This is a genomic window from Alcaligenes phenolicus, assembly GCF_032063905.1.
Taxonomy (GTDB): Bacteria; Pseudomonadota; Gammaproteobacteria; order Burkholderiales; family Burkholderiaceae_B; genus Alcaligenes; species Alcaligenes phenolicus.
The window spans coordinates 596,518-615,916 of the sequence record NZ_DAMBOE010000002.1 but is presented as its reverse complement, the minus strand read 5'-3'; the positions used below and the strand labels follow the sequence as shown (position 1 = coordinate 615,916).

Here is a 19,399-nt window from a genome sequence, read left to right as displayed (position 1 = left end):
TTGTTGAGTATGAGTTTTCCTGCTGCCTGGCAGACCCGACTGGCCGCCGCCAAGGTGCAACGTCAAACCATAGGAGAGTCCGGAGCCGATGTCTGGCGTCTGGATTGGCCCGATGGCTCCTGTCAGTTTGTGAAGGCAGAGGATGATCTGCCCTTGGCCGAACTGCCCGATGAAATCGAGCGCCTGCGCTGGATGCACGCGCAAGGTCTGCCTTGTCCCGAAGTGCTGGATACGCTGGTCGCAGATGGCCGCCATTGGCTTCTGATGAGTGCCGTGCCAGGGCGTGATCTGGCCTGTACAGAAGGCCTGTCTCCCCAGCAAACGGTGGAGTTATTGGCTTCGTCCTTGCAAAGCCTGCACCGCTTGCCACTTGAATCTTGTCCCTTCGATCATCGCCTGGAGCACCGTTTGGCTGATGCCAGCGCACGGGCGAAAGCGGGCCTGATTGATGAAGAAGATTTTGACGATGAACGCCAGGGCATGCCGGTTCAAAGCCTGCTGGACGAGCTGTATGCCAGCCGCCCCATGCAGGAGGATCTGGTGGTTACCCATGGAGATGCTTGCTTGCCCAACTTCATGGTGCATCAAGGGCAGTTCAGTGGCTTTATCGACTGCGGACGCCTGGGCGTGGCGGATCGTTATCAGGATCTGGCGCTGACGGCGCGCAGCATAGAACGCAATTTGGGTAAGGAGTGGCTAGCGCCTTTCTTTGCTTTGTACGGCGTGGAAATGGATGCCGAGCGCATCGCTTTCTTCTGCCTGTTGGATGAGTTTTTTTAAACCCGACTGGTCTTTGTCTCCCAAGGTCAGCCACTATTGGCAAATCGGCTTTGCACGCGGTATTCCCTAGAGCAGCAGTGCAGAGCTTGTGCAGCCTGAGGAGAAGCTCTGTCGGGCAAAACCAGCGCCGTTTCGGACGCTGGCAATGTGATCTTAGGCGCAGATAAAGTTCAGCTCGCCGATCCCCTGAATGGCAGCCTGAATCCGGTCGCCGGGAGCGGCATACAGCATGGGCAAACAGGTGCCCGTAATGATGATCTGCCCTTTTTGCAGCCCGCCAAGATGGTGGCTGCCTTGATTAGCCAGCCAGATGAGCAGTCGTGTCAGCTCACCCGCCGGATTCTGGTTCGGGCCTTGCAGCAAGGGTTGCTGCCCCACTTGCAGGCGTGCCCATTCAGGTTGTAACAGTGCCATATCCTGCGCGGCGACGCCTTGCGGCTGATAGACCAGCGCACCGTGGCTAGCCAGATCGGCCAGGGTGGACAGACGGCCTACGGTGTCACGCTGCGCAAAGCGGGACTCCACAATTTCTACGGCTACACAGATCTGGCTGACCGCCTGCCAGATGTGTTCCATGGAATACGGTGCCTGACCGGGTGGCAAGTCCTGTCCCAGAACCAGGCCGATTTCCACTTCTATGCCGCGCAAGGACAGGTCCACACCGGCAGGTACATCCGGGCTGGCGTAACGAAAACGCCGGGGCAGGGGGGCGCAGGTAGGCGGGGCCACGCTATTGGCCGCGCCGACTTTCCAGCCTCCTATGGGGCCCAGAGTTTCCATTTGCACGGCCTGGACACGATAGGCCTGATCAAAAGACATAGGGCGCAGTGCCTCGGGCCAGTCCTCAATGGGACGGTGTTCTTGGCGAGCCTGGAGCAGACGTTGGGCCGTTGCGAGACAGCCTGGTTGCAGAGGGGCGTTCATCAAGGCTTACCAGCCTAATAAGCAACGACCCAAGGCAACCGCAACGGTGGCCTGCGTGGGCTCCACAACGGCAATGCCCAAAGCTTGTTCCAGCGCCTCGCGCTGATTGGCCATGCCAGCACAACCCAGCACCACCACATCAGCACCGTGCTCATCGCGCAGGCGCTGGCCGACTTCTGTCAGACGTTGCAGGGCTTTTTTCTCGTCAGCCAGCTCCGACACGCCCATATTGATAGCCAGGTCGGCGGCCAGGCGATCAGTTACCCCCATTGCACCAAAGTAGCGCAGGTGACGCGGGATGGAGGCTTGCAAAATGGACAGCACCCCAAAACGCTGACCCAGTGACAAGGCGGTCAGCACGCCGGTTTCGGCAATGCCCAATACAGGCACATCCACCGCTTCGCGCAAGGTGTACAGGCCGGGGTCGCTAAAGCAGGCCACCACATAAGCAGCGGCGTCTTCCTTGACGCTCAGGGCCTGGGCGCGCAAGTGAGGGATCAGGGTGTCAATATCGGTTTGGCTTTGTACACCCGCCGGGCCTTGGGGCAGGCGCAGGCAGGAGATGGCCGGGCCATCGGCCAGACGTAGAGGCCGGACAGCACGGTCCAGGCCATCCGTTACGATCTGGCTGGAATTGGGGTTCAGAACGTAGATATGAGGGCGACGGTTCATGATGTTTTTATGTTTGGGTGGGCGGTAGCCCGTTTTGGTGGCTTAGTTTTTCTGACTGAAAGCGGCCTTGCAGTCCGACATACCAGTCAGAACCATGCATGCGTCCGATTGGGTCGTAAGCATCGATATCAATGCGCCCTTCCGGCGTCAGGATGGCGTCGTCGCAGTGCAAATGCAGGATTTCGCCAATGACGATATGGCGTAGCGGGCCCAGGTCCAGCGCGGTGTGCAAGCGGCATTCAAACTGCACTGGGCATTGGGCGATACGGGGCGGCTGCACTTGCACGCTGGGGGCCAGATCCAGGCCCGCTTGCAGATGTTCGGCCTGCCCGGTCGGGTACGCAATGCCGCAGATATTCATGGCGCGTGCCATCTTGGCGCTGATCAGGTTCACCACAAACTGACCGGTGGCCAGAATATTGCGGGTGGTGTCCTTCAGGCCATCGGCAGAGTGCGCATCGTTTTCCAGGCCCAGTGCCAGTACGGCAGGCTCCGAGCCCATCACATTGAAAAAACTGAAAGGGGCCGTGTTCACGCGCCCCTGCTGGTCACAGGTCGTGACCAGGGCAATGGGGCGCGGCAACACGGTGTTGACCAACAAGCGGTAGCGTTCGCGTTCGCCAAGCTGATCACAGGACCAGTCCATGTCAGCTCTCCAGGCTCTGGTCCAACATGACAACGGTCTGATACAGAACCCGCGTACCGTCCAGAAGCTGCTCGGACGTAATGGATTCTTCAGGGCAATGGCTGCGACCATTCAGGCAGGGAATGAAGATCATGCCCATGGGGCCGCTGGGTGCCATGTAGACCGCATCATGACCGGCGCCGCTAGGCATGACCATGCTCGGGTATCCCAAAGCGCTGGCAGCCTGCTCGATGATGCTCATCACCTCGGGCGTGCAGTCTGTGGGTTTGGCCAGGCTAACTTGCGCCGCGTCCAGACCCAGGCCCATGGCCTCGATTTCCGGGCGCAACTGGGCCAACAGTTCCTCGGTGAAGTTCTGCATCAGCTCCTGGCGGTCGCTGCGTACCTCCACCATCATCTCCACCCTTCCGGGTACAGCATTGGAAGCGTTGGGTGTCAGGTTCAGGTTGCCAATGGTGGCGACCAGATAGTCTGGCCCACCCAGCGCAAGGCGGGCCTTGCGGTCCACTTCACTGATGATCAGGCTGGCACCGACCAGGGCATCACGACGTATGTCCATGGGTGTGGTGCCGGCATGGTCCGGACGACCTGTGATGATGATGCGATGGCGGCAAATGCCCACGATATTGCTGACCACGCCAATGGGCAGATTGCGCGATTCCAGCACCGGCCCTTGTTCGATATGCAACTCGACAAAGGCAGCGGTATCACCGGGGGCGCGACGAGCCTGGGCCAGCTCCTGGGGGCGGCCACCGATGCGGGCAATGCCCTGCGCCAGTGTTTCGCCCTGTGGATTGCGTTCGGCCAGCATGGCTTCGGACAAGACCCCGCCCATGGCGCGGCTGCCTACGCAGGACACGCCATAGTCGCTGGGCTCCTCAGACAGAAAATCCACTACTTCAAAAGGATGGTCCAGCTGGATGTTCTGCTCATTCAGGCAGCGGGCCACTTCCAGTCCGGCCAGCACGCCGATGATGCCGTCGTAGCGTCCGCCATACATCACGGTGTCGCAGTGCGAGCCAGTCGTAATCGGTGCCAGTCCGGGCTTGCGCCCTTCGCGGCGACCAATCAGATTGCCCGCGGCATCCATGCGTACGGTCAGGCCCGCTTCTTCGAACTGCTTCAGCAACCACTGACGCGATTGCAGAAACAGATCGGAGAAGGCGCGGCGGGTCCAGGGCTGGTCGGGCAGCGTGAACGCGGCCAGCTCCTGGGTGCTGCGCCACAGGCGCTCCTGATTCAACAAGGGCATGGCCAGGCTCATGACAATTCGCCTGCCTTGTGCGGACGGATGAACTGACCGTCGCCCGCTGCGTTACGCACGGTTTTGCCATCCCAGGCCAGTTGGCCGCGCACATAAGTGGCTTCCACACGCACTTGGAACTCGCGGTCCTCGAAGGAACTCCAGGTGACGGCAGACAGGCTGGTGGACGGGTCGAAACGGTAGGTTTCGGGCTTGACGATCACGATATCGGCGTCTGCGCCCACATTCAGCGAACCCTTGCGGTGTTCCAGCAGGAAGTGTTGGGCAGGACCCCAGCACAATTGCTTGACGACCATGGTGGGGGAAATGCCATGCTCGGCGCAGCCGGTCCAGAAGGCAGGCAGCAGGGTTTCCAGACCAGGACCACCAGAGGAGTTCTGGAACACATTGTCAAACTGCTTGCGCTCCAGGCCCCAGCTGACGTGGTCGGAGGACACGAAGGTACATTCGTCGTTGGCAATGTGGGTCCAGAGCAGATCCATTTCCGCCTTGGGGCGAATGGGAGGGTAGTGCTTGGTCTTGGCACCGAAGCGGCGGGTGTGTTCTTCGTGGTTCAGCATCAGGTACTGCACGCAGGTTTCAATCGACGCTTTGTGACCTGCCTGACGGTACATATTGCAGATCTCAAAACCGCGCGACAGGGACACGTGCACAGCGTGGGCACGGGCACCGGTCTGGGCACCAATTTCATAAATGGCGCTGGTAGCCAGGTTTTCGATCAAAGGGGTGTGAGCGCGAAGGAAAGCGTCCCAGCCTGTATCACCGGCTTCGACCATGCGCTTGATGTTCTTGCGTGTCAGCTCCTGATCCTGGTTGTGCACACCGCAGGCCAGGCCGGAGGGGGCAATCAGGCGGAAGGCTTCCATCAGGATGTCTTCTTCCACGCGCGGAAAGCGGTTGGGGCTGGCTTCAAAGGTAGAGAATTTGAAACCGCAAACGCCGCCTTCAATCAGGCCAGCGGCTGCTTCCAGACCGTGCTGGTCGTTTAATGTGCCGTAGCAGGCCACGTCTACGTGGCAATCGCTTTCAATGCGGGCAATCTTGTCTTCCAGCTGCGGGCGGGAAGCGACGGGTTCGGGATCGTCGTACGGCATTTCCACCATGGTGGTCACGCCACCGGCGGCGGCAGCGCGCGAGGCCCAGCCCAGCCCTTCCTGATTGGCCTGGCTGCCGGAGTGCACCTGGCCGTCCAGCACGCCGGGCATCACCCACATGCCACGCGCATCCACATGCTCACGGGCCGAAGGAGCCGCGCCAACACCGCGGGCTGCTACTCGGCCTTCACGCACGGCAACCCAGCCATCAGTGATGATGCGGTCGCGTTCAACAATATTTCCTCGTACTACCAGATCAAAGTCGCTCATTATCTTCCTCCTTGGATGGCTCGGACCCGCGCATCTCGCGTGCCCGCAATCGTGTTCGTTTCCATGATTGAAGCAAATCCAGTCATGAATGTCGTATGCCTATTTATCGGTAAAACATAACGTCATGTTAAGTCTTGCTTGGAGTGCGCCCAGCGCTGCACGTGATAGCGGTCGTGGCCCAGGCACAGGCAGAACGAACCTACGGCTTTGGCCAGTTTTTCCGTGATGTGGCGCTTGTCGTAGGTATTGCGTGTGATGCGTTCCTGGGCCTGCTCCACTTGCTGGCGCAGGCGAGGCATATTCACTTGTGTTAACTGTCGGTCGCGCACGGCAAACTGGCCGTCGACCATTACATGGCGTAGTGCCAAGCCGTCTTCCAGATGCACCAGTTGATTGACCGTGTTGTTATGTGGAATCCAGTTGATATGGGCCAGATCCAGAAACACGATGTCGGCCTTGCGACCCGGCTCCAGTCGCCCCAACTGTTCGCCCATGCCCAGACAGCGGGCGCTGCCTTCGGTGGCCGCGTATAGCGCTTGTTCGGTGGTGACCCAACGCTCGGTATCCGGGCCGCGTACCTTGGACGAGAAGGAGGCGAGACGCATGGCTTCGTACATATTCTGGTTATCGCCGCTGTTTGAGCCGTCCGTGCCCAGACCCACGGTAATACCGCGTTCCAGCATGGAGTTCACGTCGGCAATCCCATTACCTAAACGCATATTGCTGCCGGGGTTGTGGGCCACCATGGCTCCGCGCACCGCCAGAATGTCCAGATCGCGCTCGTCCAGCCAGATGGCGTGTGCCAGGGTGAAACGGGGCGAGATCAGGCCCAGCTTGTCCAGATGCTGAACGATGGTGGTGCCATAGCGTTTCATGCCGGTCAGGGCTTGCACATAGGATTCGCCGACGTGGCTGTGCAAGCCGATATTGCGCTCCGCGCTGATTTCACCGCAGGTTTGCAGGAACTCGTCCGAACACAACATGGGAATGGTCGGGGCCAGTGCCACGCGAATGCGCTCGGGGTTGCGCTGCTGGTCCAGAAAGTCCGTCAGGCCTGATAGCGTGGCCCGGAACGACTGCGGTGCCAGTTGGGCCACAAACTTTTGCAGATCCTCCGGCAGGGCTTCGATCAGGCCGGGGACGGATTGGTAGAAAGACAGGTCTGCCATCATGGGCGCTACCGTGGCTCGCATACCGGCATCCACATAGGCCTGGGCGACGGCATTCATGCCTTCGGCTGTGGGCACGGGCACTTCGGAGTACAGGTCGTAGCTGGCTGTACAGCCTTTAAGCAGCATTTCGGCTGCGTTCAGCTGGGTACTCAGGTATTTGTCTTCCAGATGGCGGTCGCCATTGATCCAGGGGCCAGCTGTTAATAAAAGCTCCAGCGACCAGCGATCCCCCATGGCCTTGGCATAGGTGCCGTGGCCGTGGGTGTGGGCGTTGATCAGGCCGGGGTGCAGCAATTGGTCATCCGCTTGCACCACCGTGGCTTCAGACGGCGCGGGCAGGCCGGGCGGGCCCATGGCTTCGATCTCGCCATTCTTGATCAGAATGTCCAGAGGTTCGGCCTTGGCTTGGGCGTGGGCCAGCACCAGGCCCCCACGGATGACGGTATAACTTGATGTCATGATCAGCTCCGATTGTCCTTGATTGCCCAAGGGAACAGGATGCGTTCGGCGGCAGAAATCACCTGGAAGAACACAATGCCCAGCACGGACAAGATCGCCATGGCGCCAAAGGCAACCGGTGTCTTGAAGAAAGCCGTAGAGGTGGTGATCAAGTAGCCCAGACCTTGGTCGGCTGCCACAAACTCACCCACCACCGCGCCCACGACGGACAAGGTGATGGCCACTTTCAGGCCCGAGAAAATAAAAGGCACGGCAAAGGGCAGGCGAATGCGGAAAAACTCTTGCAATCGGGTGGCGCGGCAGGCACGGACCAGCTCGATCAGCTCGGGCGGGGCCGCCAGCAGGCCGGAGGTCATGGAGATCACCAGCGGGAAGAAGGCCACCAGAAAAGTCACCACGACGCGTGGCAGCTCAGTGGGTCCAAAGATAATGACCAGAATTGGAGCCAGGGCCACCTTGGGGATGGACTGGGTCAGGATCAGCAGCGGGTAGATGGCCTGCTCGAAAAAGCGCGAGTAGGTAATCAGTACGGCCAGCGGAAAGCTGATCACAATCGACAGCAAAAAGCCCAGCATGATGGTGCGCGTGGACACCAGCGTGTGCATCAGCATGGCCTCTTTCATTTGCATGGAATCGGCCCAGATGCGCGAGGGGGCAGGCACCAGGTATTCAGGGATATCAAACAGGCGGCTGGCCAGCTCCCACAGGATGACCACGGCAATCAGGGTGATGGCCGGGACGGTAATTTCATTGAAATCGCGCAGGCGCAGTCGTCGCTTGCGCACGGGCGCGGCGCCCAGGGTTTGAGTTTGCTCGCTCATCAAGCCACCTCGTGTTGGAAAATGAGTTCACGGACGGCAGCGGCACAGCGCGTAAATTCGGGCGTGCCCACCAGGGAAAAGTCGCGTTCGCGGGGCAGGTTCACGTCCAGAATTTCGGTAATCTGGCCGGGGCGCGGCGACATGACCACAATGCGGTGGCCCAGCATGACGGCTTCGGAAATTGAGTGCGTCACAAAGACAATGGTTTTGGGGTCTTCGTACCAAAGGCGCAGCAGCTCCAGCGTCATGGTTTCACGTGTCAGCGCGTCCAGGGCGCCGAAGGGTTCATCCATCAGCACGACTTTGGGGTTGTGGACCAGGGCGCGGCAAATGGCTACGCGTTGTTGCATCCCACCGGACAATTGCTTGGGGTGGTGGTGCAGAAAATTGCCCAGCCCGGCGGTAGTGAGCAGGCGCGTGGCGCGGCTGCGGGCCTGATCGTCCAGGCGACCCATGATGCTCGATGGCAAGAGGGTGTTGTCCAGAATATTGGCCCAGGGCACCAGGGTCGGGGCCTGGAACACAATGCCGGTGTCCTGGCGGGGGTGGGCAACGATTTCATCATCAATGCTGACGGTGCCGCTTGTGGGCATCAGCAAGCCTGCAATCAGGCGTAGCAGCGTGGATTTCCCACAGCCCGAAGCGCCGACAATGGCAATGATTTCGTTGTCCTGGATGTCCAGATTGATTTGTTTCAGCGCCTGAGTCTCTCGCTCGGTATTACGACCGTAGATCAGGTTGACGTCTTGAATGCGTATCACAATGCGCTCCTAGGCGCGCGCCGGCCCGCCTGGGCCAAGCCGGAGCACGCGCGAAAATCAGTTCAGCTCAGGGCTTGGCCGTGCCGTTGGCCTTGACGATGAACTGGGTGTCGTAGGCTTGGTGATAGTCCCAGGCGGGATCCAGGCTTTGGGCTTCTGCAACGGCCTCGTAGGTGTTTTTCATGCGGCCTTCTTCCAGACTGCCTACTCCGTGCTCGGCACTGAAATCGGTGTAGATGTAGCCCAGCACCGCGTTCAGGTTGCCCATGCAGTCATCAAGGTCGATTTCCGGATTGGCCTTTACGTGGGCCTGACAAGCCGTGTCCGGGTCCTTGCGGGCGGCTTCCCAGGCTTCGATGGTGGCGTCCAGGAAGTTCTGCACCATTTGTGGGCGCTCGGTCAGTGTCTTGTCGGTGGCGAATACGGACAGGGCGTAGATGTTGAAGCCCTGGTCGCTAAAGGGCAGCACCACGATTTCCTTGCCAAAACGCTTGGCCTGCTTGTTCTGGTAGTAGTAGTTGGTGGCCAGGAAAGGAGCGGCGTCCACTTTGCCGTTGATCAGCAGCGGTGCCATGGAGGAGCCGTCAACGGTCACCCACTGAATCTTGTCGGGATCGGTGTTGGCCTTGCGCGCCACCATGGGGAAGTAAAGCTTGTGGCTGTTACCGGGCGAGACGGCAATTTTCTTGCCTTCCAGGCCGGAGAAATCGGTAATGCCCGAGTCTTTGCGCACAAACAGGGAATGGGCCGAGTGCGAGAAGGTGGAAGCAATGGCCTTGATGGGAGTCTGGCTGTTCTGACGCGAGGTCAGGATGGCGGAAATATCGGCCAAGCCAATATCGGCCGCGCCGCCAGCCACTTTCAGAACCGTGTCACCCGAACCGGTGCCACGGGTAATCTTCAGGTTGATGCCGTGTTTTTCGTAAATCCCGTTGGCAATGCCGGAGTAATACGGGGCATAGTCGCCGGTGGGGATGAAGTCCAGCATGAGATGAACGTTGTCAGCGGCGTGGGCGGCGGGCGCAGCGGCGGCCAGTCCCAAGCCCAGCACCGCCAGGGTGCGAGCAAGCAGGGTTTGCATGATTTTGTCTCCGTGTCGTAGTTATGAAGCCGCTCTGTAAGCCCGTTGCGATCAAGGCGCGCCGGGATGGCAGCTTGAAAAAATTGAAACATAGGCAAATCAAAATGTCTTATGCTTATTTGTGCTCGAAACATAAGGCTACGTTAAGGGATGCTGCTCAATCTTCGTCAAATCGAGGTTTTTCGCGCGATCATGCTGACCGGTTCCATCAGCAAGGCGGCGCAATTGCTGAACGTGTCGCAACCAGCCATCAGCCGCCTGCTGTCCTATACCGAATCGCGTATTGGTCTGGTGCTGTTCGAGCGCATCAAGGGGCGTCTGTACCCCACGCCCGAGGCGCGTCGGCTCTATCAGGAAGTGGAGCAGGTTCATAACAGCGTGCAGCGGGTAAACGAGGTGGCCACCGACCTGATCGAAAAGCGCCACGGCAGCTTGCACATTGCCGTCAGCCCCAGTCTGGGCCAGACCTTGATCCCCATGGCGGTGACGCGTTTTCGCCAGGCATTCCCGGACGTGAAGGTGTATGTGCGCACGCTGATTTCCAGTGATCTGGTACAGGCTTTGGTCACCCAGCAGGCCGAGGTCGGTGTGGCTATCGTGCCGCTGACGCATCCCAGCTTGCATGCCCAATCCATTTATGAAAACCATCTGGTGGCGGTGTTGCCAGCCAGCCATCCGCTGGCCGACAAGCAGGAGCTGGACGCCAGCGATCTGGAAGGACTGGACCTGATTGGTTATGGCAATGACACCCCTTATGGCCAGATGGTGCAGCAGTTATTTGGTAACCGTCCGGGTGTGCCGCAACTGGCGGTAGAAGTGCGTTTGACGCATATTGCCTGTGCCATGGTGCAGGCTGGAGCCGGGATTGCAATTGTGGACGAGCTGGCCGTGGCAGGCCGGGTCTGGCCGGATGTGGTGGTACGCCCCATTAATCCGCGTACCACCATGCCTTTGCACATGCTGCATTCCAATGTGGTACCGGTGTCGCAGTTGGCGCACGACTTCATGGAAGTGGTGATTTCCACAGCCTCCCGAGGCATGCGGGCAGGCTGGGCCTGAGTGATTCATCCATAAATAAACCATCCCCCCACGCTGCGCCTTCGCTTGGCGGCCTCTCCAGGGGGGGACTTACCCTTATCACGGGAAGCTGTCGGGAAATGTGCGTGTTCGCGTATTGCGCCGCGTATAAGGGGTACGGGTATTTGCTTAACCCTGTGTTATGAAGGGTTAATAAAAAAGCATATGACATCAAGGTTTTGCCAATCCTAGAATTAAAGCACTACAAACAGAAAATGGATGGCAAGGAGACCTTATGCAAGGCGTATACACAATCGCCCCGTTGGCTGCGGCTGTATCCCGCAAAAACACCCTGTTTCGCTGGGGACGTGTCAGCAGCAAAGCTGGCTTGATGCTGGCCACATTGGCTGCCGGCGTGGCCTTGAGCCTGCCCGCTCATGCGGTCAACCCCAATCAGGGCAAGATGTTCAAGGTGGCTGCAGACGTGGGCCTGGTTCCGTTTTTCATGCGCGGCACCGATGGCAAGCTGGATGGCTTTTCCAATGATCTGACCCAGGAAGTGGCCCGACGCATGGGTTACGAGGGGGCGGAGGTCATCGACACCCCGTTTTCCGCTATTTTTGCGGGCTTGTTTTCCAGTCGCTACGACATGGTGGCGGCTCCCACCAACACCACACGTGAACGTGCGGAGCAAATGCTGTTTGCCGAGCCGTATATGGCGGGCGGCCTGAGCTTTCTGGCTAAAAAGGGCGCGACCGTCAATGCACTGGAAGACCTGAAAGGCAAGACTATTGCCGTCAATAACGGCAGCTTCTCGGACCGCTGGTTGCAGGACAATCAGGAAAAATACGGCTACAAGATCCAGCGCTTCAACAAGAACACGGATGCCGTGCAGGCCGTGGCTATTGGTCGCGCCTTTGCCAATATGTCCGAGACTCCCTTGGCACGCTATATCGCCACCCAAACCCCCGCACTGGCCCCGGTCTACGACATGACCACCGAGGCTAACTACGCCTTTGCCTTCCGCAAGGACGACACGGCCCTGCGTAATCGCGTGGATGAGGTGCTGGAATGCATGAAGCAGGACGGCTCCCTGTCCAAGCTGCATGTGAAGTGGTTTGGTACGGAACCCAATGCTGGTACAGCCATGACGGTGATTTTCCCCGGCTATGGCGTGCCCGACTTCCCTGGCTACGAGCCCACCGAGCACACCCCCGACTGCTCCCGTCCTTAAAAGCGCCTTCGCGCTGTTTCTCTAGCTATATGGCCCTGCAGGGGCCGGTCCCCGCCTGCCCGACTGGCAGGCGGTCAAGGAGCGACCATGAGTGAAATTGTCCGCATCCAGGGCTTGCGCAAATCGTTTGGGCAGGCCGAAATTCTTAAAGGCATAGACCTGAGCGTCAACACCGGCGAAGTTGTCGTGATGATTGGCGGCTCGGGCTCGGGCAAAAGTACCTGTCTGCGCTGCATCAACCGTCTGGAAACCCCTACCAGCGGCACGATTGTGGTGGCTGGCAGTGATGTGACCTGTCCGCGCACCGACCTGAACCAGGTGCGCCAGAACATAGGCATGGTGTTTCAGGGCATACACCTGTACCCGCATATGACGGCGCTAGGCAATGTGATGCTGGCGCTGCGCAAGGTGAAAAAAGTGCCCAAGGCGCAGGCCGAAGAGCAGGCCCGCCATCATCTGGAACAGGTGGGTCTGGCCCAGCGTATCGAACACTATCCCAGCCAGTTGTCCGGCGGCCAGCAGCAGCGGGTGGGCATTGCCCGCGCGCTGGCGCTGGAGCCCAAAGTCATGCTGTTTGACGAGCCTACCTCGGGTCTGGACCCGGAGCTGGTCGGTGAAGTGCTGAACGTGATGAAACGCACCCGCGATGCGGGCATGACCATGGTGATTGTCACGCACGAAATGCAGTTTGCCCGCGAAGTAGGGGACCGCATTGTGTTCATGGACCAGGGCGTGATTCTGGATCAGGGCAGTCCCGATGAGATTCTGTGTAAGCCGCGTCACAAGCGTATTCAGGATTTTCTGAGCCGCATGAACTGAGGCTGGCCATGGATCAGATAATTTATTACTTCTTTAACTGGACGCTGATCAGCCCCTATTTGCCCGAGATCATGCAGGGCTTTTGGGTCACGCTGCAAATGGCCGTGATGACCGTGGTTCTGGGCACTGTCCTGGGCCTGGGTCTGGCCGTGTTGCGCTGCTACGGCTGGCGTCCCGTCAATATCTTGATGACCTTGTATGTGGACGTGTTCCGTGCGATTCCGCAGCTGGTCATTATTGTGCTGGTGTTCTTCGCTTTGCCGTCCCTGGGGATTGTGATTGAGCCCGTACCCGCTACGGTGCTGGCCTTGAGCCTGGTGTTGTCTGCCTTTGCAGAAGAAATCTTCTGGTCCGGCATTGCTTCAGTGCCTACGGGGCAGTGGGAAGCGGGCCGCTCCACCGGCATGGGTTTCAGTCAGACGCTGTTTGCCATCATCCTGCCGCAAGCCGTGCGCCTGGCGATCCCACCACTGACCAATCGCGCTATCGGGATTACCAAAGGCACCACCTTGGGTTCGGTGATTGCCGTGCCTGAGCTGCTTAATGTGTCCAGCAATATCCAGTCCAACATCGCCAACCCCACCGCCTTTACGGCCGGGGCCATTTTGTTCTGCCTGATTTTCTTCCCCTTTGTCCATCTGACCAGGGTGCTGGAACGGCGCTATGCGATCAAGTCGTAGGAGTGACGCGCTATGGAACTGATCGATACTTTTCTGAACCCGAAGATTATTGCCGCCAGCTGGCCGCTGCTGATGCAGGGCCTGTGGCTGACGGTCAAGCTCTCCCTCATCATCGTGCCGCTGGCGGCCTTGCTGGGTTTGATCATTGCTTGCCTGCATTACCAGCAGCATCGCTGGCTGAACAGGCTGATCCTGCTGTACGTGGATTTCTTCCGTGCCTTCCCACCTTTGGTGCTGCTGATCTTTATTTACTACGGCCTGCCGTTCCTGGGCCTGCCTCTGAATGAGTTTTCCGCCACGGTGCTGGCGCTGGTTTTGAACAGCAGTGGTTACTTCGCGGAGATTTTCCGTGCCGGGCTGGAGTCGGTGTCCCCCGGACAGAACGAGGCGGCGCGCTCGACCGGCTTGAACGCCCGTCAGGCCATGGCCTATGTGGTTGTACCCCAAGGTGTGCGCAATGTGATTCCGGATCTGGCCAGCAACACATTGGAAGCCATCAAGCAGACCTCGATTGCCTCAGCCGTGGCCTTGCCTGAACTGCTGCGTTCGGCCCAGATCGTGCAGGGCGAGACCTATAGTCAGACGCCTCTGGTAGCCGCTGCGCTGATTTATTTCATTCTTCTCTGGCCCTTGGTACGCATGATTTCGCGTATGCAAAAGCCATTTGTTATTCCACGTTGAGCCTAAGCGTAATTATGAAAAATAAAGGTGTCTTTTCCATTTGCCCCACTCCCTTCAAGCCGGGTGGCGAGCTGGATTTGCAAAGCCTGGTCAGTCTGGTGAATTTCCAGCTGGAAGCCGGTATTCACGGCTTGGCGATTTTGGGGGTGATGGGTGAACTGCACAAGCTCAGTACCTTCGAGCGTCGGCGTGTCATTGAAACCGTCGTGGCGGCAGTGCGCGGTGCGGTGCCGGTGTGGGTGGGGGTGCGGGCCATGGGAACGGCAGCGGCGGTGGAGCAGGCTCGCAGCGCTGAAGATCTGGGGGCCGATGCGATTTTTGTCGCTCCCTTGGCGGGGGCTGATGACGATATGCAGGTATCCTTTTACCGCCAGATTGTGCAGGCCATTCGTTTGCCGGTGGTCATCCACGACTTCCCGGAACTGTTCGCCGCCCGCATCAGTCCAGCCTTGGCTGTGCGTTTGAAGGCAGAGGCGGGTGTGTCCATTCTGAATTCCGAAGACCCGCCCGTCGGACAGAAGATTACCGCTGTGCGGGGTCTGTCGGGTGATGCCTTGCCTATCTTGAGTGGTCTGGGTGGCATGCATTTTCTGGAAGAGCTGCAACGGGGGGCCGATGGGGTGGTCACCGGCTTTTCCTTCCCGGAGATTCTGCTCAAGGTCTATGCCTTGCACCGTCAGGGTGAGCAGGAAGAGGCCGCGCGTGTGTTTGACCGTTATTGTTCGCTGATCCGTTACGAGTTTCAGCCTTTGGTGGCGCTGGCCTTGCGCAAGTATTCCTATATGCGCCGTGGCATCATCGCCTGCGATGCGACTCGTGATCCGGCGACGGCTCTGGACCATATCAGCCGGGACGAGTTTGAGGCTGTGGTGCGCCGTGTGGGTCTGGACTTGTCTGCAACGGGTGTGCAAACCGTTTAAACCTTGCTGTTCTTGTTGTGTTTGCTGTACTTGTTGTAATTGCCGGATAAACATCGAGAGCTACCTCGCTGTTTATCCGTTTTTTATTTTCTGCTTGCGCCTTTTCTTCTTCTTTGTTGGCCTTTGTAGAGCGGAGCTGTGTTCGAAGCAGGAAGCTGGCGAGATAAGGAAATAAGGAGCGTAAACGAGGCTGCATGTTTAGATTGTGTCTCGTGAAAACGCCGGTCCGGGCCGGGGGCCGTCCTCCGGGCTTGGCTCCTTGCCGGTGCTGCGCACCGGTGCCCTGGTCAGGCTTGCTATTCGGGCGCGCCCTGAACTCGCGAAAGTGCCTTGTCCACAGGACAAGGCACAAGCATTTCGCTCAAACAGCAGGGCGCTTGTACCCCGAATAGCAAGCCTGCCTGCGGCAAGAAGCCTGAATCGCCCAGAGGACGGCCCCCGGCCCAGACCGGCTCACAATGACTATCAATATGAGCCCTTCCTCCTCTTGGAGTCTGGCGGTATGTGGCTCTTTGGGTTGCTGTCGCGGTGTGAGGGACTTGAGGAGGGAGAGGTTTGCGTGTGGATCGTGGCTCTCAATAGTTAGCGGTGGGTGTGGGGGGACGCAAAAATAGGAGCCAAGCACTAACTATTGAGTGCCAGGCACTTCATGGGAGCATGAACCTTGCTCAGGATATCCCGCTCAACAAAATGTTGTGCGTAATCGGGAGTTTGTCGTGCGTCTTTGACGCCAAAGCCAATGCGCTTGTCACGGTGATTGTTGTTGTCTCAGTCTCTTGTTCTTTTAGGTTTTCTTGTTCACTCAGGCGCTTTTACAGGCGCATAAGGAGTTGGTACAAGGACGAGAGGTGCTGCGGCCAGGCGGCTTTGGGCTGAAAAGCCTTTGACCAGGAGTTGGCCTCTAGCCTGCCTGGGTGTTGCCAGGGTTTTTGAAGTGGCTGGAGCCGCGCAGTATGATCAGACATTCTGCCCTTGGATCGGGATTGCCATGTTTGCCTATGTCGGGCTGCGTACTGCCTGCTTTGATACGCCTTTAGGGGTGATGCGTCTGCTGGTGGACGCTCAAGGAGCCTTGCTGCGTCTGGACTTCGAGGAAGAGACCGTACATGGTCTGACACCCGAGCAACTGGCCGGGCTGATCCCGGAACCTGCTTTGGCCGAGCCCGTGCAGACTCAACTGGACGCGTATTTTGCCGGCAAGCTGCAGCAGTTTGATCTGCCTTTCAGCCTGCAAGGGACCGAGTTTCAGCAACAGGTCTGGCAGGCCTTGCTGACTATTCCCTATGGTCAGACCTGGACCTATGGCCAGATGGCCGAACATCTGGGCCGTCCCAAGGCGGTCCGGGCTGTGGGCCAGGCCTGCGGCCTCAATCCCATCAGCATCATCGTGCCCTGCCATCGCGTGCAGGGTGCCAATGGCATGTTGACCGGCTTTAGCTCCGGCTTGCATCGCAAGGCCAGTTTGCTGGACTTTGAACGCCGTGTGCATTTGACTGGCACGGGCTACATTCAGGCCAGCATGCCCGCCCAGCTGGATTTGTTCTAAAGCAGAACAGGGCTCACTCCGTACCCAAATCAACAAGCCCCCGTGCACAGAATCACAAGTCCGGGCTTGTCCTCGTCCCTATACTGGATTCGTTAAGAATCAACTATTCCGTGTGGAGACAGACTATGGGGCAGGACGTACAAGCCGAGCGCAAGGCGATTCGCGAACACATGATTATTGACGGCAAACCCGTCACTGAATCTCAAGGGCCCACGATTCCCGTCTACGATCCCGCAACGGGACAAGTGATTGCGCACCAGCCCGAGGCCGGTGCTCAAGGCGTGGATCTGGCCGTGCGTGCTGCGCGCCAGGCTCTGGAGCAGGGCGAATGGGCTCAGATGTTGCCCGCTCAGCGCGAGCGCCTTTTGTTGCGTTTGGCTGATTTGATTGAATCCCACGCGGATGAGCTGGCTCGTCTGGAAACCCTGAACAACGGCAAGCTGCTGTTCTTCTCCTACGGCCTGGAAGTGGCTGCCAGCGCACAATGGCTGCGTTACATGGCTGGCTGGGCAACCAAGATGAATGGCGAATTGCTCTCGCCTTCCATCGGCTTTCCTCCCGGCGTGAAATATCACGCTTACACCCGCCAGGAACCAATCGGTGTTGTGGGCGCCATCGTGCCCTGGAACTTCCCGCTGCTGATGGCGGTGTGGAAAATTGCTCCCGCCATGGCCGCCGGTTGTACCGTCGTTCTGAAGCCTGCTGAAGAAACTCCACTGACCGCCATCCGTCTGGCCGAACTGGCTCTGGAAGCCGGTTTCCCCGCTGGTGTGATCAACGTGATCACGGGTCGTGGCGAAAGCACCGGTGCGGCTTTGACGGCTCACCCTGGCGTGAACAAGATTTCCTTTACCGGCTCCACGGAAGTGGGCAAGTTGATTGGTCATCAGGCCGTCAACGACATGAAGCGCATGTCCTTGGAGCTGGGCGGCAAATCCCCCGTGGTCATCATGGACGATTGCGATGTGGACATGGCCATTCAAGGTGCGGCCAACGCCATCTTCTTTAACCAGGGCCAGGTATGTACCGCCGGTTCGCGTCTGTTCGTGCAAAAAGGCATTTACGAGCGCGTGGTCCAGGGCGTAGCCGATCTGGCTTCTTCCATGACTCTGGGCTCGGGCTTTGAGCAGTCCACCCAGATTGCTCCGCTGATCTCGGCACGTCATCAGCAGCGCGTGCAGAACTACATCGATGTGGGTCGCCAGCAAGGCGGTCGCATGTTGGCAGGCGAGGGTGCTCGCCCCGAGCAGGGCTACTTTGTACGCCCCACCGTGTTTGCCGACGTGGCTCCCGATGCCCGCATCATGCGTGAAGAAATCTTTGGTCCCGTGGTGGTCGCGACCCCGTTTGACACCGAGGCGCAGGCATTGCAGTTGGCCAACGATACAGACTTTGGCCTGGGTGCCAGCGTCTGGAGTCAGGATCTGGCCCGCGTCCAGCGGTTGACCGCTGGTATCAAGGCCGGAACTGTGTGGGTCAACACCCACAACATGCTGGACCCCAGCATGCCCTTTGGTGGCTACAAGCAGTCCGGCCTGGGTCGGGAACACGGGCGCGCTGCGGTAGAGGCTTACCTGGAGACCAAATCGGTCTGCATGGCCTACCCGGCAGCCTAGCTAGGGATAAAGGCGCGAACACAATAACGATACCGTTCGCGCCTCTTTGAGGAGACAACAATAATGTATGCAATTTTGCAGCGGACCGCTCTGGCCTTGGCCTTGAGCGGCGTCAGTGCCGGTGCCGCCCTTGCGGGCGACCCCAGTGCGCGGGACTGGATTCCTGCTCCGGTAGGGACCAACATCCTGGCGGTCTACATGATGGGCCTGAAGTCTCACGGTTTTTATGATCAGGGTTCACGAATTGGCGATAGCCCCAAGCTGAATGTGCAAGGCATGATTTACCGCCAGATGCACTTTCGCGAACTGGCCGGCAAAACAGTGCAGTACGAGCTGATCGTGCCCGGTTTTCGCAACACGCTGGATGTTCCAGGACAAGACCGCGATCGCATGACCGGTATTGGGGATGTGACCGCCGGTGCTGCCGTGTGGCTGCATAACGATCCGGAGAACCGTTTCTGGTTCGCATGGGAGCCTTTCATTACGGCGCCCACAGGTCGTTACCACGGCTCGCAGGCCGATGTGTCCTCCGGCAAGAATCGCTGGAGCACCATCCAGGACTTTGCGATTGTGAAAGGCTTTGGGGAGTCCTCCTTTATTGAAGGCGTGGCGGAGTTCGAGTTCTTTGGCAACAACAAGAACTACTACGGCCAGACCCTGAAAAAAGATACGGCAATCCGCCTGATGGCCCTGGTTTCAACCAACCTGACTGAAAAGACTTACGTGGGTATGCGCTACCGCTACGAGACAGGTGGACGTGAGCGGGTCAATGGCCAGACCACGGCGACGCGTGCACGTAACCACCAGTTGGCCGCCGAGATCACTCACCAGTTGACCGACGCTCACCAGGTGCAATTGCAGTACATCCATGATTTGAAAGTCGAGAATGGCCCGCGCATGCGCGGCCTGCAATTCCGTTATGCCTATGCGTTCTGACAGCGT

19 protein-coding genes are annotated in these 19,399 nt (G+C 58.8%); 10 read left to right on the top strand and 9 right to left on the bottom strand.

Going from position 1 to position 19,399, the window contains the following annotated elements; genetic code table 11:
* Positions 1-9: 9 nt before the first annotated feature.
* Complete coding sequence (locus U2949_RS06220) at positions 10-780, top strand: APH(3')-II family aminoglycoside O-phosphotransferase (RefSeq protein ID WP_321286693.1); 771 nt, start codon at positions 10-12, stop codon at positions 778-780.
* A gap of 153 nt (positions 781-933) precedes the next feature.
* Here U2949_RS06220 and U2949_RS06215 read toward each other — a convergent pair whose 3' ends face one another.
* From U2949_RS06215 to U2949_RS06175, 9 genes are all read right to left on the bottom strand, one after another.
* The gene (locus U2949_RS06215; protein ID WP_026484050.1) at positions 934-1,704 is read right to left on the bottom strand and encodes a 2-keto-4-pentenoate hydratase; all 771 of its coding nucleotides are present in this window, start codon (positions 1,702-1,704) and stop codon (positions 934-936) included.
* A 6-nt stretch (positions 1,705-1,710) separates the two neighbouring features.
* The gene (locus U2949_RS06210; RefSeq protein ID WP_026484051.1) at positions 1,711-2,376 is read right to left on the bottom strand and encodes an aspartate/glutamate racemase family protein; all 666 of its coding nucleotides are present in this window, start codon (positions 2,374-2,376) and stop codon (positions 1,711-1,713) included.
* A 7-nt stretch (positions 2,377-2,383) separates the two neighbouring features.
* Positions 2,384-3,022, bottom strand: a complete 639-nt coding sequence (locus tag U2949_RS06205) for a flavin reductase family protein (RefSeq protein ID WP_060186140.1) — start codon at positions 3,020-3,022, stop codon at positions 2,384-2,386.
* 1 nt (position 3,023) lies between these two features.
* Positions 3,024-4,286 (bottom strand): Zn-dependent hydrolase, encoded by a 1,263-nt coding sequence (locus U2949_RS06200; RefSeq protein WP_321286689.1) that lies wholly within the window; start codon positions 4,284-4,286, stop codon positions 3,024-3,026.
* Complete coding sequence (locus U2949_RS06195) at positions 4,283-5,650, bottom strand: dihydroorotase (protein ID WP_009462747.1); 1,368 nt, start codon at positions 5,648-5,650, stop codon at positions 4,283-4,285. Before U2949_RS06195 ends, U2949_RS06200 begins: the two co-directional genes overlap by 4 nt.
* Positions 5,651-5,772: 122 nt before the next feature.
* Complete coding sequence (locus U2949_RS06190) at positions 5,773-7,281, bottom strand: amidohydrolase family protein (RefSeq protein ID WP_257724123.1); 1,509 nt, start codon at positions 7,279-7,281, stop codon at positions 5,773-5,775.
* Between the two features lie 2 nt (positions 7,282-7,283).
* On the bottom strand, positions 7,284-8,102 hold the full coding sequence (locus U2949_RS06185) for an ABC transporter permease (protein WP_021447064.1): 819 nt from the start codon (positions 8,100-8,102) through the stop codon (positions 7,284-7,286).
* The gene (locus tag U2949_RS06180; RefSeq protein ID WP_045930687.1) at positions 8,102-8,863 is read right to left on the bottom strand and encodes an ABC transporter ATP-binding protein; all 762 of its coding nucleotides are present in this window, start codon (positions 8,861-8,863) and stop codon (positions 8,102-8,104) included. Before U2949_RS06180 ends, U2949_RS06185 begins: the two co-directional genes overlap by 1 nt.
* Positions 8,864-8,930: 67 nt before the next feature.
* The gene (locus U2949_RS06175) at positions 8,931-9,944 is read right to left on the bottom strand and encodes an ABC transporter substrate-binding protein (RefSeq protein WP_009462736.1); all 1,014 of its coding nucleotides are present in this window, start codon (positions 9,942-9,944) and stop codon (positions 8,931-8,933) included.
* A gap of 150 nt (positions 9,945-10,094) precedes the next feature.
* Between U2949_RS06175 and U2949_RS06170 the strand changes: the two genes are divergently transcribed.
* The 9 genes from U2949_RS06170 (at position 10,095) to U2949_RS06130 (ending at position 19,393) form a co-directional block, all read left to right on the top strand.
* Positions 10,095-11,003 (top strand): LysR family transcriptional regulator, encoded by a 909-nt coding sequence (locus U2949_RS06170; RefSeq protein ID WP_009462734.1) that lies wholly within the window; start codon positions 10,095-10,097, stop codon positions 11,001-11,003.
* 253 nt (positions 11,004-11,256) lie between these two features.
* A complete protein-coding gene (locus U2949_RS06165) occupies positions 11,257-12,195 on the top strand; it encodes a substrate-binding periplasmic protein (RefSeq protein ID WP_321286683.1) in 939 nt (312 codons plus the stop codon).
* 87 nt (positions 12,196-12,282) lie between these two features.
* Positions 12,283-13,014, top strand: coding sequence for an amino acid ABC transporter ATP-binding protein (locus tag U2949_RS06160; protein WP_009462730.1), 732 nt, complete (start codon positions 12,283-12,285; stop codon positions 13,012-13,014).
* A gap of 8 nt (positions 13,015-13,022) precedes the next feature.
* Positions 13,023-13,694, top strand: coding sequence for an amino acid ABC transporter permease (locus tag U2949_RS06155; protein ID WP_026484058.1), 672 nt, complete (start codon positions 13,023-13,025; stop codon positions 13,692-13,694).
* A gap of 12 nt (positions 13,695-13,706) precedes the next feature.
* A complete protein-coding gene (locus tag U2949_RS06150) occupies positions 13,707-14,375 on the top strand; it encodes an amino acid ABC transporter permease (RefSeq protein WP_026484059.1) in 669 nt (222 codons plus the stop codon).
* Between the two features lie 14 nt (positions 14,376-14,389).
* Positions 14,390-15,295 (top strand): dihydrodipicolinate synthase family protein, encoded by a 906-nt coding sequence (locus U2949_RS06145; protein WP_021447062.1) that lies wholly within the window; start codon positions 14,390-14,392, stop codon positions 15,293-15,295.
* A gap of 988 nt (positions 15,296-16,283) precedes the next feature.
* Positions 16,284-16,841, top strand: a complete 558-nt coding sequence (locus tag U2949_RS06140; protein ID WP_321286679.1) for a methylated-DNA--[protein]-cysteine S-methyltransferase — start codon at positions 16,284-16,286, stop codon at positions 16,839-16,841.
* 125 nt (positions 16,842-16,966) lie between these two features.
* Positions 16,967-18,457 (top strand): aldehyde dehydrogenase family protein, encoded by a 1,491-nt coding sequence (locus U2949_RS06135; protein WP_321286677.1) that lies wholly within the window; start codon positions 16,967-16,969, stop codon positions 18,455-18,457.
* Between the two features lie 63 nt (positions 18,458-18,520).
* Complete coding sequence (locus U2949_RS06130; RefSeq protein ID WP_051316325.1) at positions 18,521-19,393, top strand: transporter; 873 nt, start codon at positions 18,521-18,523, stop codon at positions 19,391-19,393.
* The last annotated feature ends 6 nt before the right edge of the window (positions 19,394-19,399 follow it).